The organism is Orbaceae bacterium lpD04, assembly GCA_036251935.1.
GTDB classification, from domain to species: domain Bacteria; phylum Pseudomonadota; class Gammaproteobacteria; order Enterobacterales; family Orbaceae; genus Orbus; species Orbus wheelerorum.
The window spans coordinates 846147-862490 of the sequence record CP133967.1; the positions used below are offsets into that span (position 1 = coordinate 846147).

Annotated in this window: 14 protein-coding genes; 11 read left to right on the forward strand and 3 right to left on the reverse strand. The window is 34.5% G+C overall.

The genetic code is table 11. The annotated features are described in order from the left end of the window. Positions 1–50 precede the first annotated feature (50 nt). Both RHO14_03880 and birA read left to right on the forward strand, forming a co-directional pair. The gene (locus tag RHO14_03880; protein ID WVD71944.1) at positions 51–1202 is read left to right on the forward strand and encodes an MFS transporter; all 1152 of its coding nucleotides are present in this window, start codon (positions 51–53) and stop codon (positions 1200–1202) included. After that, on the forward strand, positions 1186–2151 hold the full coding sequence (gene birA, locus RHO14_03885; protein ID WVD71945.1) for a bifunctional biotin--[acetyl-CoA-carboxylase] ligase/biotin operon repressor BirA: 966 nt from the start codon (positions 1186–1188) through the stop codon (positions 2149–2151). The genes RHO14_03880 and birA overlap by 17 nt, the downstream gene beginning before the upstream one ends. A 17-nt stretch (positions 2152–2168) precedes the next feature. On the opposite strand, the gene RHO14_03890 is transcribed toward birA, so the two are convergent. After that, positions 2169–3827: an LTA synthase family protein gene (locus RHO14_03890; protein WVD71946.1), complete on the reverse strand. Its 1659-nt coding sequence runs from the start codon at positions 3825–3827 to the stop codon at positions 2169–2171. Positions 3828–3992: 165 nt separating this feature from the next. On the opposite strand from RHO14_03890, the gene modF reads away from it, so the two are divergent. The 4 genes from modF (at position 3993) to RHO14_03910 (ending at position 8711) form a co-directional block, all read left to right on the forward strand. Next, positions 3993–5462: a molybdate ABC transporter ATP-binding protein ModF gene (modF, locus tag RHO14_03895; GenBank protein WVD71947.1), complete on the forward strand. Its 1470-nt coding sequence runs from the start codon at positions 3993–3995 to the stop codon at positions 5460–5462. Between the two features lie 410 nt (positions 5463–5872). Then, entirely contained in the window at positions 5873–7876 is a 2004-nt protein-coding gene (gene uvrB / locus RHO14_03900; GenBank protein WVD71948.1) for an excinuclease ABC subunit UvrB, read from the forward strand. 77 nt (positions 7877–7953) lie between these two features. Further along, the gene (locus RHO14_03905) at positions 7954–8331 is read left to right on the forward strand and encodes a DUF5362 family protein (protein ID WVD71949.1); all 378 of its coding nucleotides are present in this window, start codon (positions 7954–7956) and stop codon (positions 8329–8331) included. Between the two features lie 29 nt (positions 8332–8360). Beyond that, positions 8361–8711 carry a RidA family protein gene (locus RHO14_03910; GenBank protein WVD71950.1) on the forward strand — a complete coding sequence of 117 codons (351 nt, stop codon included), beginning with the start codon at positions 8361–8363 and terminating at the stop codon, positions 8709–8711. Between the two features lie 46 nt (positions 8712–8757). Here the strand turns inward: RHO14_03910 and fabA are convergent, their stop codons facing one another. Both fabA and RHO14_03920 read right to left on the reverse strand, forming a co-directional pair. Beyond that, complete coding sequence (fabA, locus tag RHO14_03915; protein WVD71951.1) at positions 8758–9279, reverse strand: bifunctional 3-hydroxydecanoyl-ACP dehydratase/trans-2-decenoyl-ACP isomerase; 522 nt, start codon at positions 9277–9279, stop codon at positions 8758–8760. A 73-nt stretch (positions 9280–9352) separates the two neighbouring features. After that, positions 9353–11086 carry a Lon protease family protein gene (locus tag RHO14_03920; protein ID WVD71952.1) on the reverse strand — a complete coding sequence of 578 codons (1734 nt, stop codon included), beginning with the start codon at positions 11084–11086 and terminating at the stop codon, positions 9353–9355. 297 nt (positions 11087–11383) lie between these two features. Between RHO14_03920 and RHO14_03925 the strand changes: the two genes are divergently transcribed. From RHO14_03925 to RHO14_03945, 5 genes are all read left to right on the forward strand, one after another. Next, a complete protein-coding gene (locus RHO14_03925; protein WVD71953.1) occupies positions 11384–13126 on the forward strand; it encodes a DUF3413 domain-containing protein in 1743 nt (580 codons plus the stop codon). Between the two features lie 86 nt (positions 13127–13212). Further along, the gene (locus tag RHO14_03930) at positions 13213–13683 is read left to right on the forward strand and encodes a YhcH/YjgK/YiaL family protein (GenBank protein ID WVD71954.1); all 471 of its coding nucleotides are present in this window, start codon (positions 13213–13215) and stop codon (positions 13681–13683) included. A 39-nt stretch (positions 13684–13722) separates the two neighbouring features. Further along, positions 13723–14655, forward strand: coding sequence for a sugar kinase (locus RHO14_03935; GenBank protein ID WVD71955.1), 933 nt, complete (start codon positions 13723–13725; stop codon positions 14653–14655). A 164-nt stretch (positions 14656–14819) separates the two neighbouring features. Next, positions 14820–16022 (forward strand): MFS transporter, encoded by a 1203-nt coding sequence (locus tag RHO14_03940; protein ID WVD71956.1) that lies wholly within the window; start codon positions 14820–14822, stop codon positions 16020–16022. Positions 16023–16037: 15 nt separating this feature from the next. Next, positions 16038–16295 carry a YcgL domain-containing protein gene (locus RHO14_03945; protein WVD71957.1) on the forward strand — a complete coding sequence of 86 codons (258 nt, stop codon included), beginning with the start codon at positions 16038–16040 and terminating at the stop codon, positions 16293–16295. The last annotated feature ends 49 nt before the right edge of the window (positions 16296–16344 follow it).

Genomic DNA, 16344 nt, shown 5'->3' on the forward strand with positions numbered 1-16344 from the left:
AATCAAGTTACTTTTGGGGTGTTAATTTTTTTATATTTAGAGATAGTCAGATGGGCGCTCGTTCGTATTCTTTCCCGATTTTGTTAACAAGTTTATTATTTGTAACAATTTCTCTTTCAACACTCAATACCCAAGTACCCCTTTGGCTTGTGCATAATGAGTTTCCGGTGTGGCAAATTGGTGTTGTTGGTTCTAGTTATTTTATCGGTAACTTAGTTGGTACTATTATGGCAAACTGGGTTATTGGCAAGTTTAACGCTAAAAGGACCTATAGTTATGTCTGTATTTTATTTGCATTAGCAACATTAGGGCTAAGTTTGGCAATTGATTTTTATAGTTGGTCATTTTGGCGATTTATTATTGGTATTGCTTGCGCTATAACATGGGTTATTGTTGAAAGTTGTATTCTTGTGACCGGAACGGTTAAAACGAGAAGTAAAATGTTAGCTGTCTATATGACAACGTATTATCTAGGGACGGTACTTGGTCAGGCTTTATTACGTTATTTTCCGGCGAATGTACTGTATTTTGGTTTAGTTATCTCAATATTGATGGCATTAGCTGCATTATTTATTTTATTGACTCATTATAAACTGCCAAAAAAGAAAAAGAATTCATTCAATCTAATGCCAATGCTAATAAACAAGCAAGCAAGATTAGGCCTAGTTGGATGCGTTATTGCAGGAATGATAATTGGTTCAATCTATTCATTGCTACCAGCTTATTACTCCCATTTAGGTTATGATGATAGTCAAGTTGCTAATTGGATGATTTTACTTATTGCATCGGGTGTTATTGCTCAATTTCCTGTCGGATGGTTTGCCGATAAATATGGTAAACATATTCTACTTTTACTGGAAATGGTCATCGCGGTTATTGCTTGTTTTATGCTAATCATCGATTTTTTACCGATCTTGGCAACGATTATTCTCGGGGCTACGATTTATACCGTTTATCCTATTTCGATGGCTTGGGCATGTGAATGTGTTAGAAAACAAGATATTGTGGTAATGAATCAAACCATGTTATTGGTTAACACATTAGGGAGCTTGATTGCTCCCGCAATTATTGCATTGGTAATGGATAAATTAGGTAATAGTTATCTGTTTATTAGCTTTATCATTATTTCGGTTTATTTTGTTTGGTTATTATTGAAAGGTTTAATAAAAAATAGGGAGCATCGTTATGCGGGATCTTTCTAATCCCCTTAAAGTTATTGATTTATTATCTGATGGACAGTTTCATTCAGGTGAAGAGCTTGCCACTATTTTTGGTATCACTCGTGCTGGTATAAATAAGTATATTAAACTAATTCGAGATTGGGGGATCGCAGTTACATCTATTCAGGGTAAAGGTTATCAATTGGTGTATCCCTTAGATTTATTAAAATATGACAATATTGCCAATCATTATCGGCAATATACACAGCAGCAAGTTGGACTGGAAGTCGTTCCCGTTATTGATTCAACTAACCAATATTTATTAAATAAGATAACTAGCTTATTATCTGGCGAGGCATGCGTTGCTGAGTATCAACAAGCAGGTAGAGGGCGAAGAGGTCGACAGTGGTTTTCACCATTTGGTAGTAACTTATATCTATCAATGTATTGGCGATTAGAGCAAGGACCTGCAGCTGCGATGGGACTAAGCTTAGTTATCGGAATTGTCGTTGCGAAAGTTTTACGAAATCTATCAGGTCAAAATATTAAAGTAAAGTGGCCTAATGATCTGTATCTTGATGATAAAAAATTAGCAGGTATTTTAGTCGAAATTACGGGTAAGACAGGTGATGTAGCTCATATTGTTATGGGGGTTGGAATAAACTTAAGTATGCAAAACCCCGATCAACAAATTGTTAATCAAGCGTGGTCTAATTTAGGAAATATTGATAGAAATTTGCTCGTTGCAAACTTATTATTTCACTTACGTGATGCGTTAGTTTGTTTTGAAAAAAATGGTTTTTCGGCATTTTTAGGCGAGTGGAGCGCTATTGATAACTTCATTAATCGAGCAGTAAAACTCATTATTGGCGAGACAATTATTAAAGGAATTTGTCGAGGGATTAATGAACAAGGTGCTTTATTACTTGAACGAGATGGTAAAATAATTCCCTATATCGGCGGTGAAATATCATTGCGCGCTGATAAATAATTAAAGCATTAAAAATATTAATGCTTTGTTGCACTTCCAGCACTTTTTAAATCTTGGTAAATGTAGTGTTTATAACTTTCTACTAATTTTTGGTCTGCACAATCATCTAATTTTCCATCGCATAAATAGCGCATAGCAACATTTGCTTTATAAAAATCGGAATATCTTACACCTGATTTTTCTAAAATTAGTCCACTGATCAAAGACGCATCAGTCAGCTCATTATGCTCAAGCTCAATAGGATAATTGCTTGATAAAGTGTACTGAGTTAAGTAATCAGCTTGTTTAAGTTGGGTTTTATAGTCTCCAGCCCAACCTAAATTAGGTTGGTGATCACCGAAATATACAAACAGTGTCGGGTTATTTCTTTGTTTTATATAATTATTAAAGTCTTTTGTTGCTAAGTTTAGCTGTTTTAATTTATTTAAATAATCATTAAATCTACCAACAAATTGTTGATCTGCGATATCTTTACTTAGTTGAGCGTTATCGGCGTAGTTTGGGTCATAAGGGCCATGTTCATTCATCGATAAGACAAAAATAAAAAGGGGCTTATCTGTATGAGTTTCTAAAATAGTTTTAACATTATCAAGCAATTCTTGAGTCGGGATTTTCCATAAATTTTCATCTTTAGATGCCTGATACCCTAAGTCTTGCGGCATAAAAAATTGTTGCATACCAAATGAAGTATAAGATGGCCCAGCATTATAATTGCCGTAACCCATTGGTGAGAGAACCACCGTATAATAGCCATTATCATTTAATTCTTTAAATAAACTTGTTTGGACATGAGGGGCAACTGTATAGTAAACAGAGTTCTTACGAAAAGAAAAATCGTTGCTATTTAGCCCTGTCAGTATCGCAAATTCAGTCAACCAAGTACCACCTCCAAATGTTTGTACACGCATTAAGTTACTATTTGGCTGAGAGAACATGTCATACCTGGGCACATTACTTGATTGGATATTAAATAATTGTGGGTTTACGGTTGATTCTTGTAAGAAAACAACAATATCTGGTTTTTTATTTGGTATAAGAGCCGTATTGTTAGTTTTATTATCAATAGCTGATGACTTTTCTAAGAAATAGTTTGATGTGCTATTATAATAAGGTGGCTCATAAGACATTTGATTAGATGAAATAAATAGATTTGCAATCGTTCCTCGCCCTTTAGGTAAGAATTGTTGCCATAGTGAATTAGTCTGTTCTTGCTTACTAATATAAATTGTGGTTATCAGTAAAACGGCTGATAAAATAAGACATACCCATCGTAACTTATGGCTAATTCGTGTCTTTGACCAAAAAAGATAAAAATTAATAACTAAAAAGATAAACAGTGTCACTAGATAAAACAATGCACTTGGATAGTGTATAAGCGTTGAAAAATTTTCTGGATCGCTTGCAACATAAAAATCAGGGAAGAATAATCTTTCTTTATAAAAATGAACTTTTATCTGGTTAAGTAGTTGTAGACAGATGATTAATGAGCTGGCGATAACTAATGATAAGGTTGTTCTACGTGTAATAAATACAAAAAATAATGTTAACGAAATATAGAAACTAAAAGAGATAATGGCAAAAATTGAAAAACCAACAGCGTTCGAACAAATAATCACCGCAGCAAGAATAATTAAGCCTGCATAAATTTTTTTTAAAAGATGAAATATTTTGTTCACAATATATGGTTCTAATTAGACTATAATGGTTGCATCATAGCACATATTATAAAATGTTTATAAGTAGTGTTTGTCTCCTCTTACGTTATATTTTCGATTTAATCATTAGACCCGTGTTTTAAAATGAGATAGCAAGTTATTGATTAATTAAAAATGGATATGGACATGATAGAAATAGAAAATGCTAGATATAAAATTAGTGATTATATGACGTTTTTTATACCTAATTTAGTGATAAAGAAAGGTGAGAGCTTTGCTTTTGTCGGCAATAACGGTAGTGGTAAATCAACGCTCGCAAAGTCGCTAGCTAATGAGCAACAATTATTATCCGGTGATGCTTGTAATCAATTTTCTCGCGTTGCGCATATCTCATTTGAATTATTACAAAAATTGGTTGATGATGAATGGAAAAAAAACAATACTGATCTGCTTAGCGAGGATGAAGATGATACAGGGCTAACAACGGCTCAGGTTATTCAAGAAAATATATCAAATGACGATTTATGTAAAAAATTAGCCAATCAGTTTGGGATTGAACACTTGCTTAATCGCCGTTTTAAGTACTTATCGACTGGTGAAACGAGAAAAACGTTATTATGTCGAGTCTTGATGTCAAAGCCTGAACTGTTGATTCTTGATGAACCTTTTGATGGCCTTGATACTAAATCTCGTCACCAACTTACGTTATTATTAGCGGATTTGTCTCAACAGGGGCTAACATTGGTATTGGTGCTTAATCGATTTAATGATATTCCTGAGTTTGTTCAGTTTATAGGCGTTATCGCTGAGTGTCAGTTAATCAAAGTTGGGAACCAAAGTGCTATCTTGCAAGATGAAGTTATAAAAGCGTTTGCTAATATAGAAACACTAAATAGCATACATTTGCCGGGGCCTGATGAATTACCCATTCAATTAACTGATGAACTACCAAGAGTTATTTTGAATCATGGCTATGTACAATATAATGAAACTCCCGTTCTTAGCGATTTGAATTGGCGGGTAAATGCGCAAGAGAATTGGCAAATAGTTGGTCCCAATGGTGCAGGGAAGTCAACCCTACTTAGCTTAATTACCGGTGATCATCCACAAGGGTATAGTAATGATTTAACATTATTCGGGCGTAAGCGTGGCTCAGGTGAAACAATTTGGGATATTAAAAAGCATATAGGTTATGTGAGTAGTAGCCTTCACCTTGATTATCGGGTAAGTATCAGTGTCAAAAATGTTTTATTGTCTGGCTATTTTGATTCTATTGGTATTTATTGTGCGACAAGTGATCGGCAAAGTAAATTGGCTGATGAATGGCTTGCTCTACTTAACCTAAGTCATAAGGCAAACCAGCCATTCCAATCACTATCTTGGGGGCAGCAACGTTTAGTTTTAATAACCCGAGCATTAGTTAAACATCCTACGTTATTAATATTAGATGAGCCTTTACAAGGTCTTGATCAATTAAATCGAGAGCTAGTAAAACGTTGGATTGATTTGTTAATTGAAAATGGATATAGCCAACTATTATTTGTATCTCATCATGTAGAAGATGCTCCGTCTTGTATTACGCACCGACTAACATTTGTTCGCTCACCGGACAATAGTTATAAATATGATTTCGAAAAATTATCAGTGACTAGTTAGGGAATTACTATCAAATTTATCAATAAAAATAGGGAAAAAATTTATTTCAGTCCCATTTAAAATAGATTTATAAATACATTTTTAATCCTAAGGTATTGATAAACGAGGGGCTGGCACAATTAATAAAGTTATCCCCGTCGCCTGTGGATAACTTTGTGAATAGTTTCTTTAAAAGGGTGGTGATCGTCGGGAATAGCTAGCTTTACTCTAGTTTGCTTAGATAGTAAACATAAAAAATCAAATTGTTATTAATCAATGTGTTATAATAAAGCAAGCATGCATTCTATAATATGATTAATCTATTTTTTACGTAACTAAGCAAAAAATGAATAAATCTGAAAGGTCAAGTCCTTTTGGGGATAAATTTTATTAATTGGTAATAATGATATAACAGAGATGGGTATAAAAATATGAGAAATTTTAAATTGTGTTCTGAGTTCAAACCCGCAGGGGATCAGCCTGAAGCCATAAAAAAAATTAATCAGAATTTAGAAGATGGTATTGCTCATCAAACTTTACTCGGTGTTACCGGATCGGGCAAAACCTTTACTATGGCAAATGTTATAGCTACCCACAATCGTCCAACTGTTATCCTTGCACCAAATAAAACGTTAGCTGCACAGCTGTATGGGGAAATGAAAGCATTTTTTCCTGATAATGCGGTGGAGTATTTTGTCTCATATTACGACTATTACCAGCCTGAATCATACGTGCCATCTACCGATACTTTTATTGAGAAAGATGCCTCTATTAATGAACATATTGAACAAATGAGGTTATCCGCAACTAAATCACTTTTGGAACGAAGAGATGTCGTGATTGTTGCATCAGTTTCAGCTATTTATGGCCTAGGCGCACCAGAAACCTATATGGCAATGATCCTTCATTTAACGAAAGGAACTATTACCGATCAACGCTCTATTTTAACGCGATTAGCAGAAATGCAATATAAGCGTAATGATATCGGTTTTAATCGTGGTACTTTTCGAGTTCGGGGGGATGTTATTGATATTTTCCCTGCAGATTCAGATACTTTAGCTGTTAGAGTAGAATTATTTGATGATGAAGTTGAGAAAATAGTGCTGTTTGATCCTTTAACTGGAAGCGCTGTTAATGAAGTTTCCCGAATTACAGTTTATCCAAAAACTCACTATGTTACCCCTCGTAATATATTGGATAATGCAGTTGCACAAATTAAACAAGAGCTTTCGGAAAGACAAAAAATATTGCTAACTGAAAACCGTTTATTGGAAGAGCAACGTTTAACCCAGCGAACGCTATTTGATATAGAAATGATGTCAGAATTAGGTTATTGCTCTGGTATTGAAAACTATTCACGTTACTTAGCACAGCGTCAGCCTGGTGAGCCTCCAGCAACATTATTTGATTATTTACCTGCAGATGGATTGCTATTTATTGATGAGTCGCATGTCGGCGTACCGCAAATCGGTGCGATGTATAATGGCGATCGTTCTCGTAAGCTAAATTTAGTTGAATATGGCTTTCGTCTACCATCTGCTTTAGATAATCGACCATTAAAATTCACTGAATTTGAGAAAATTATGCCTCAAACAATTTATGTTTCAGCAACTCCTGCGAAATATGAAATTGAAAAATCAGGTAATGAAATTATTGAGCAAGTAGTAAGGCCGACAGGATTGCTTGATCCTGTTATTGAGGTGAGGCCAGTTATGACACAAGTTGATGATCTACTTTCAGAAATAAAACAACGTATACAACTGAGTGAGCGCGTTTTAGTCACGACTCTCACAAAAAAAATGGCTGAGAATTTGACTGATTATTTTTCTGAACATGGCGTTAAAGTCAAATATTTACATTCAGATATTAATACCGTTGAGCGCATGGAGATTATTCGCGATTTACGTTTAGGTGAAGTCGATGTATTAGTTGGGATCAACTTATTAAGAGAAGGGCTAGATATACCCGAGGTCTCTTTAGTCGCGATTTTAGATGCTGATAGGGAGGGTTTTTTGCGTTCCACTAGTTCACTGATTCAAACGGTCGGGAGAGCTGCTCGTAATGTCAATGGTAAGGCAATTTTATATGCCGATAAGATAACACCTGCGATGAAAAATACGATTGATGAAACCGCTAGACGAAGGGCTAAACAACAAGAATTTAACCAAGAGCATAATATTACACCAACCTCGGTCAAAAAACAGATTCAAGATATTCTAGAGGCAGGACTTAGCACCAAAAAATCGACGAGTAAGATTAAGATATTTGAACCAGGTAAGAATTATGAATATGTTTCAATAAAAGAGGTTCAAGCAAGAATCAAAGAGCTAGAGGTTATGATGTATGAGGCTGCTAAAAATCTCGAATTTGAAAGGGCGGGCGTGCTTAGAGATGAAATTAATAAGTTGAGAAGTGATTTTGTTACGCTATCTTGATATTGTTTAATTCAAATTGTCTATTAAGTACAATTTTGCTAGTATGTCGCCGATAATTAACGAATAGAGGAAATAAGATGGACATGACTAAGGATATTATACAAATTGACGTTGATCCGGTTATAATTAAAAAAATGTCATTTATTGGTACAATTCACAAAATTTTTGGTGTATTAGCGATTATTGCGGGTGGCCTTACTTGCTTTGGTATAATTACCGCCATATTCGGCGTACCTTATATCATCGCGGGTATAAAATTATTTAAATCAGGTAGCTCATTTTCTTATGCAGCATATTCTAATGATGGCAAGTTTTTAAGAGAGGCGATAATTAATTTAGCGTCTTTTTGGTTATTTAATTTAATTGCAATGGCAGCAACAATTGTTTTTTATATATTTTTTATCATTATACTAATGATAGCAGTGAGTGCCAATAGTAGCAGCTATTATTACTAAATTAGCATTTAAGATAAGGTCATAATAGAGTGAAAATTACACGAATTGATCCTGATGAGCGTTGGTCAGAAGCAACTATTTTTAATGGTGTCATATACTATACTAGTGTCCCAGCTAATCTAGTTAATGATGCTTATGAGCAAACAAGAAGTACGTTGAGTGAAATTGATAAAATATTAGCTCGAGCGAATAGTGATAAAACACAAATTTTAGATGCAACTATTTTTATAGCGGATAAAGCTGATTTCCCTGCGATGAACAGAGCATGGGATGAATGGGTTGTAAAAGATAAAGCGCCAGTGCGTTGCACAGTTCAAAGCGGTTTAATGAACGATAAGTACAAAGTCGAAATTAAAATTGTTGCGGCTGTAAACGTGTAGTGAAAACAAAAATAGGCTCTGCTATTTATTAGCAGAGCTGATAATTTTAGAATGAAGCGGTATCTTGGAACAGGCCGACTTTAAGATCGGTTGCTTGATAAATCAATTTACCATCAACAAAAACTTCACCGTCACCAATTCCCATAATCAGTTTACGGTTAATAACTCGTTTAAAGTGAATTTTATAGGTAACTTTTTTTGCTGTTGGTAATACTTGTCCAGCAAGTTTAACTTCACCAACACCTAATGCACGACCTTTACCTTTACCACCAAGCCAGCCAAGGTAAAAACCAACTAATTGCCACATTGCATCAAGACCTAAACAACCAGGCATTACAGGATCATTTTTGAAGTGGCATTTAAAAAACCATAAATCAGCATCAATATCAAGTTCTGCTTCAACGTAGCCTTTTTCATATTTACCACCTTGCTCGTTCATTTCAACAACGCGATCCATCATTAACATTGGCGCCGCAGGCAATGGTGGCCCATCAATACCAAATAGTTCGTTATTACCTGATTTAATTAGATCTTCTTTTGTATAAGATGATTTGCGTTCAAAAGTCATAAGTAACCTTTATTAGTTATATCATTAAAAAATTAGCGTACAAGTGTAAGCTTAATTATTGGCTTTTGCAATGTTATTTGCGCCATTTGTTGAACCAACCAGTTGGTCTTCTTTCTTGATTCATCATTAATTGAATTCGCGTTTGAATCAATTTATATAAGCTTATTGTTGTATCATCGCGATAAGGTATTCCGGTAAGTAAATAAAGCGCCTGCGTAACATTATCAACCGTCCAAATAGAAAACTTACCATTCTTAATCGCTTCGACAATTTCATCACTCAAACATAGATGACGTTGATTACTTGATGGAATAATCACGCCCTGTTGACCAGTTAACCCTTGATGCTGACAAACTGCAAAAAAACCGGCTATTTTATCATTTACGCCACCTATCGCTTGAACTCTGCCAAATTGATCCACTGAGCCTGTTACAGCAAGCTGTTGATCGATAGGTTGGCCAGCTAAGGCACTAATTAAAACACATAAGCCTGCAAGTGATGCACTATCTCCATCAACTTCATTATAAGATTGCTCAAAAACTAAAGAGGCAGAAAAGGGCAATTGATGAGTGATCGCAAATTCAGCAGTAATAAATGATTGCATTATCATCATACCTTTTGAGTGAATATTACCTGCTAATTCATTTTTACGCTCAATATCAATAAATTCACCATCGCCAAAATGGATCAAACAGCTTAATCGTGTTGGTTCACCAATAGCCTTTGGATAACCAGGATATTCAATGACTGATAAACCATTTATCTGGCCGATGATCTGTTCTTGAGTATTAATAATAATTTGATTGGTGAATATAGCATCTCTAAATCGATCAACTAAGTAACTTTCCCGCCAATTTTTTTGTGCTATCGCATTTTTTACTGCAACTAAATCAATAGCATTTTCTGCTATTTGTGCTGCGTTAGTTAATTGTGTATTTAGCCAGTCAGGAGATAATGGTAGATAGCTTTGATCTTCCGTATACTTAACACCTTCTTTAATTAACTCACTAAAGGCAGTGTTATCAATTGGCGGAAGCTGCTGGTAATTAGCTAAAAATCGTAGGTAAGATGACCATTTTTTAATATCTTCATCTGATTTAACTAATAAATCATTTTCGAGCTCTGCGTATAGAGCACTATCGTAAAATTCAGGATCAAAGTCTTGAAGATCAGCCATACTAAGCCTATCGCCAACTAAAATAATACGTAGATCGAGAGGCATTGGCGGAATTGTTATTGGCAGAGGGTTGGAATCATCAGTAGAAAACCATTGATATTCACTACTTAATACCATATTTTTTAAGCGTAACCAAATAGCTGGCTGTGAAAGTAAGGTGCGTAATCCTAATATCAAAACGCCACCATTAGCATTATGGACTAAGCCTGGTTGTAGCTTAAAGGTATCATCTTCTGGCTGTCTTAAGCAGCCGAATAAATTTTCATTATCAACTAACGATGAAAATAAGCAATTATCGATTGCTGAAAAATTATCCTGCTTACTTTTAGCGGGCGCTAAAGTAACTTTACGCTCATAAATATGATAAGCAAAACCATAATCATTAGCTGGTAGCATTGATTTTATTGAATTGTGTAATAATGAGAATACTAACTGGCTTTCTGGCGCTTTTAGTAGCATAAACTTAGGATGATAAGGTTTCCTAATCTCTGGGCATAGCAAAGACAAGGTTGACTGCACTCGTGGCTGAAGTGTCAGTAGATCCGTTTCAAGTGTTAAATCTTGTAGTAATGATGAAATATGTTCTAAATTAGGCTGAGTTTCTTGCCAGGATAGTTGTTTAATTGTCAAAGTCGTATTCTTTATGTAAATTTAAAAGATTAACTAATTGAACAATTATATCTGATTTTTAATCGTTTTAATATCTTTGCTAAGATAATTTATATAACAGATAAGAGCATATTTAATAAGAGGTTCTCTTCTTTGATGTTTATCTTATATTTAAATAAATCATGTTGTTACATGATTTATTTTAGTCGGGGCTTACTGGTCTATTTTAATAATTAAAAATTTACGGCAAAATTGTTGAAAATCAGTTAAACTACTTGCTATTAATCACAGCGACTAAATTCACATCATTACTATTTTATGGTCAAACTTAAACATAATTCATGGCATGACGATCGCACCTCACAAATCGTAAGCTGGGGGCACTGGTTTGCACTATTTAATATTTTTTTAGTGATTATTTTAGGTAGTCGCTATCTTTTTATTGCTGATTGGCCTCAAACTTTACTTGGTCGATTTTATGCAATAATCAGCTGTATTGGTCATTTCAGTTTTTTAACATTTATTGCATATTTAATTTTACTCTTTCCATTAAGCTTCTTTATTCATTCGTCTAAATGGCAACGAATCATTGCTGTCATTGTTGCAACAATAGCGATTACAATATTACTTATTGATATTGAAATTTTTTCTATTTTTAGAATGCACTTAAATTTTGCGATATGGCAGATTCTAACATCACCAGATGATAGCAATGTCTTAAGCGCACAGTGGCAGAAGTTATTTATTTTTGTTCCTTTTATTTTATTACTAGAAACTATTTTTGCAATTTGGAGCTGGCGTAAACTACGTAGCTTAACGAAACGGCGCAAATATTGTAAACCTGTTATTGCAACTTTTATTCTCTGTTTTTTATTTTCTCATCTGATCCATATTTGGGCTGATGCCAATTTTTATCGTCCAATCACCATGCAGCGTTCTAGTTTACCGATTTCTTATCCTCTTACCGCAAGGCATTTGTTAGAGCGTTATGGGTTTATTAACCAAGGAAATTACGAATCACGTATTAAACAAGAGGGTAATCCTTTTGCAATCGCGATTGAATATCCATTAAGTAAAATTAACTATCAGCGTCAAGAGCTACCTTATAATATTTTAATTATTGTGACAGATGATTGGGATCAAAATAATCAGCTCAAAAATATGCCGTTACTTAGTGAGTTTGCTAAGCAAAATATCCAATTTACTAATCATTTTAGTGCAAGTAATACATCATCTCTTGGCGAGTTTTCTTTGTTTTATGGCTTAGATCCGAACTATTATAATAGTATTTTAGCCAGTCATAAACCCTCTGCATTTATTGAAACACTCACTAAGCAGCGATATAGTTTAGGTTTATTTTCATCAGATGGATTTGAGGAGCCACTATATCGCTATGCATTATTATCTAATTTTTCTATGCCAACTGAGACTAAAAAACAGTCTTATTTGGCAACCAGTGACTTATGGCTATCTTGGTACCAAGATCAGCAAAATGTCGCAAATGGCTCTGCTTGGTTTTCTATTATTCAGTATAAAAATCTGCCAAAAACTAATTCCCGTAAGCAGCAAAAAGATCTTGATGATGCGATAGCTAACGTTATTGGTGCAATAAAAGCAAGTAAAGAAATGGAGAGGACTATTGTGATTATTACGGCAAGCAATAATCAGCCATCAACCAATAATGATGAATTTAATCGCCAACAGCTAAATGTTCCTTTAATTGTTGCATGGCCAAATAAAAGCTCAAAAATTATTACCGCCCCGACATCACACGTTGATATTATACAAACGCTTATGCAAGATGCTTTAAATGTTACTACCACGCCAAGACAATATAGCCAAGGTGAAAACTTATTCGTACCTAATGGACGAAAATGTCTAATTGGTGGCACTGAAATTGATATCATGGCCCTGTGTGAAGATAAAACAGTTTTAATTGATAATTCAGGTCACTATAGAATTTATGATTTAGATAATCGATTGAAAAAAAATGAAAAACTAGGTCTTTCTAGCTTCTTACAGCTTGTAACGGAAAATCGACGATTTATGGTAACAAATTAATATTTATTCTTTCAATTATAAAAAGATGTTTACCTAGATTTAATACTAATTTTAGACATAAAAATAAATAGTTTTTGGAGTATAAAATGATTATTGGCAATATAGAGCATTTGAATTTAGTTCCATATTTACCGGCAAAGTTACAACATGCTATTGAATATATTAGAGATAATGTAAATAGTAATACCCCAACTGGTAAATATGAAATTGAAGGTGAAAAAGTCTTTTTTATGGTGTCTGAAAATATTCCAAGACAAAGGCAAGATGCAAACCCAGAATATCATAAAAAATATATCGATATTCAAATTGTATTAGAGGGTGAAGAGGGAATGGCTATCTCAACATTAGCTCCACATACAGAAATTACTGAAGATAATATCGCAAGTGGTGATATTGCTTTCGTTAAAACGCCAGATGAGGAAACAATTTTTGTTGCTCATCAAAATGATTTTGTTATCTTCTATCCAGGTGAAGTACATAAACCACTTTGTGTTGTCGATGGCAAATTGGCCAAAGTTCGTAAGGTTGTAGTTAAAGTAGATGTAAATTATTTATAATTCCGATAAACATACTCTTATAATATGGTAGGTTAAATAATGACAACAAATATTGCAATAATTGGCGAGTGTATGATTGAACTGTCAATTAAACAAGATTCCACATCGAGAAGTTTTGGTGGTGATACGTTAAATACTTCTGTTTATCTTGCGCGGCTATTAGCACAAGAACCGTTTACTATTAATTATGTGACAGGACTTGGAACCGATCCTTTTAGCCAAGAGATGATTGATATATGGCAAAAAGAAGATATAAATACGGATTTAGTCCAACGTTTGAGCGATAAAATGCCGGGTCTTTATTCTATTGTTACAGATAATACTGGCGAGCGATCATTCTATTATTGGCGTAATGATGCTGCAGCAAAGTTCTGGTTGCAAACTGAACAGACAGTTCACGTTTGCCAAAAAATTAGTCAATGTGATTATGTTTACCTTAGTGGCATTAGTATTGCAATTTTAGATTCCGACAGTATTTTAAAATTACTTGAGCTATTAAGAAAAGTTAAACAAAATGGGGGTAAAGTTATTTTTGATAATAACTATCGCCCGCGTTTATGGTCGAGTATTGAACTCGCTCGCAGTGTATACGCAGATATTTTAGCTTGTACTGATATTGCTTTTTTAACGCTTGATGACGAAGATCTCTTGTGGGGGAAAGCGCCTTATGAAGACGTTATTGCTAGAACAAAACAATATGGTGTTAGCGAAATTATCATTAAACGTGGTAGTGAAAGTTGTATTGTCGATGCTAAAGAAGGACGTTTTGATATTCCAGCTAATAAAATTGCCAAAGATAAAGTGATTGATACAACAGCAGCCGGTGATTCGTTTAGCGCAGGTTATCTTGCCGCAAGGTTAACAGGGGCAAGTCCTGACAAATCAGCTAAACAGGGCCATTTAGTTGCGGGAACGGTAATTCAGTATCGTGGCGCGGTTATTCCACTTGATGCTACACCAAAACTATTGTAGTTCATTTTAATCACACTTTAATCAGCTTAAAATACTAAGATGGTAACTATCCATCTTAGTTATAAATCAATTATATTTTTCACTATTATTTATCAAATCATTCAGATTATGGTACTCTTATCGGTTCTTATTTTGTATATCCACCTATTTAATTGTAATCTATCATGAAATTACCTAGACTATCTCTATTATCTCAAATTTGTATTACACATTTAATTAGTCATATTCATATGTTGGTATTACCGGTTTTAATGCCTGTAATGTTACTAGGAAATAGTGATATTGACTTTATCCAAATTGGTTTTGCTATTAGTGTATTTAATATTGTTTCTGCAGTTGTCCAAGCGCCTGTTGGTTTTTTTGTGGATCGGATAGGGCCCAAGCGAGTATTAATTACAGGGCTAATCGTTGGTAGTTTAAGTTTCTTATCATTAGGGTTTATCAGTCATTACTACTGGCTCGTTATTGCTATGGCGATAGCAGGTGTTGCGAATGCTGTTTACCATCCAGCAGATTATGCACTATTATCACAAAATGTGGCAGAAAAGCGAATGGGCAGAGCATTTTCATTACACACTTTTAGTGGTTATATCGGCTTTGCTGTTACACCAACACTAATGCTAACTGTTAGTTCACTTTATAATGTTCAGATGGCATTTATGGTTAGTGGCATAATTGGGCTTATTGCCGCCGCAATTCTTTATCCAAAAGCGGGTAATGAGCCAATTAAAAAAGATCATAGTAAACCACCTATTGATAAATCAACGTCAGCAGCTGTAGCGAATAAATTACCTCTAATTACCCCTGCTATCTTTCTAATGTTAGTACTATTTTTATTACTCAGCTTAAGTGGAAGCTCGATCCAAAACTTTTCTGTTTCAGCTTTAGTAAAAGGCTATTCTATTTCGTTAGCTGATGCAAATATTGCCTTAACCGCATTTTTATTGATGGGCTCAATTGGTGTATTAGCCGGTGGCCAACTTGCCGATTATTCAAATCGTCATGGATTAATTGCGGCCGGTGCATTAGTGATAACTGCTTTACTCGCCTTATTTATTGCGATATCGCCTATTTCATCAACGATTATTATTACTTTAATCATTGGTTTAATGGGGTTTTTATCGGGTATTATCGCGCCATCGCGTGATATGCTAGTTCGAAATGTGTCGCCGAAAGGGGCTGAAGGGCGTGTATTTGGTATTGTCTCAACAGGATTTAATTTTGGTGGTACGATTGGGCCACTCTTATTTGGCTGGATACTAGATCAAAATTATCCTAGAGGAATATTTTGGTGTACTGCGATTTTTATGGCTTTAACCGCCGTGATCGCTTTTTATCAAGAAATAAAAGGCACTAAAAGACAGTAATAAGGAATCAATACGATGATGTTGTGTTATATTTACCGAAGTTCAAAGAAAGAGAATAGTTATTTATACCTTGCTAAGGAAAATGATTTCTCTAAGATCCCTGAAGTTTTAATGACCGCTTTTGGTAAACCGATCTTTGCAATGAAAGTTCTGCTCGATGGTAAACGCCAGTTTGCTGTTGGTACATCGCAAGAGATTGAAAATAAGATTAATCGTGATGGCTTTTTTCTACAAATGTTAAAAGAAGATGATTTTTATATCAATTCTCATTAGTGTAATGAATGGTGCTATCAGTGCAGTATCACTGTTCTAAATCATTTGC

Bases quoted from the DNA above. Each gene is read 5' to 3' on its own strand.
- RHO14_03905 (WVD71949.1), top strand. From the start codon at position 7,954: ATGGACATGACTAAGGATATTATACAAATTGACGTTGATCCGGTTATA.
- RHO14_03880 (WVD71944.1), top strand. From the start codon at position 51: ATGGGCGCTCGTTCGTATTCTTTCCCGATTTTGTTAACAAGTTTATTA.
- RHO14_03925 (WVD71953.1), top strand. From the start codon at position 11,384: ATGGTCAAACTTAAACATAATTCATGGCATGACGATCGCACCTCACAA.
- RHO14_03930 (WVD71954.1), top strand. From the start codon at position 13,213: ATGATTATTGGCAATATAGAGCATTTGAATTTAGTTCCATATTTACCG.
- RHO14_03940 (WVD71956.1), top strand. From the start codon at position 14,820: ATGAAATTACCTAGACTATCTCTATTATCTCAAATTTGTATTACACAT.
- RHO14_03935 (WVD71955.1), top strand. From the start codon at position 13,723: ATGACAACAAATATTGCAATAATTGGCGAGTGTATGATTGAACTGTCA.
- fabA (WVD71951.1), bottom strand. From the start codon at position 9,279: ATGACTTTTGAACGCAAATCATCTTATACAAAAGAAGATCTAATTAAA.
- RHO14_03945 (WVD71957.1), top strand. From the start codon at position 16,038: ATGATGTTGTGTTATATTTACCGAAGTTCAAAGAAAGAGAATAGTTAT.
- birA (WVD71945.1), top strand. From the start codon at position 1,186: ATGCGGGATCTTTCTAATCCCCTTAAAGTTATTGATTTATTATCTGAT.
- modF (WVD71947.1), top strand. From the start codon at position 3,993: ATGATAGAAATAGAAAATGCTAGATATAAAATTAGTGATTATATGACG.
- uvrB (WVD71948.1), top strand. From the start codon at position 5,873: ATGAGAAATTTTAAATTGTGTTCTGAGTTCAAACCCGCAGGGGATCAG.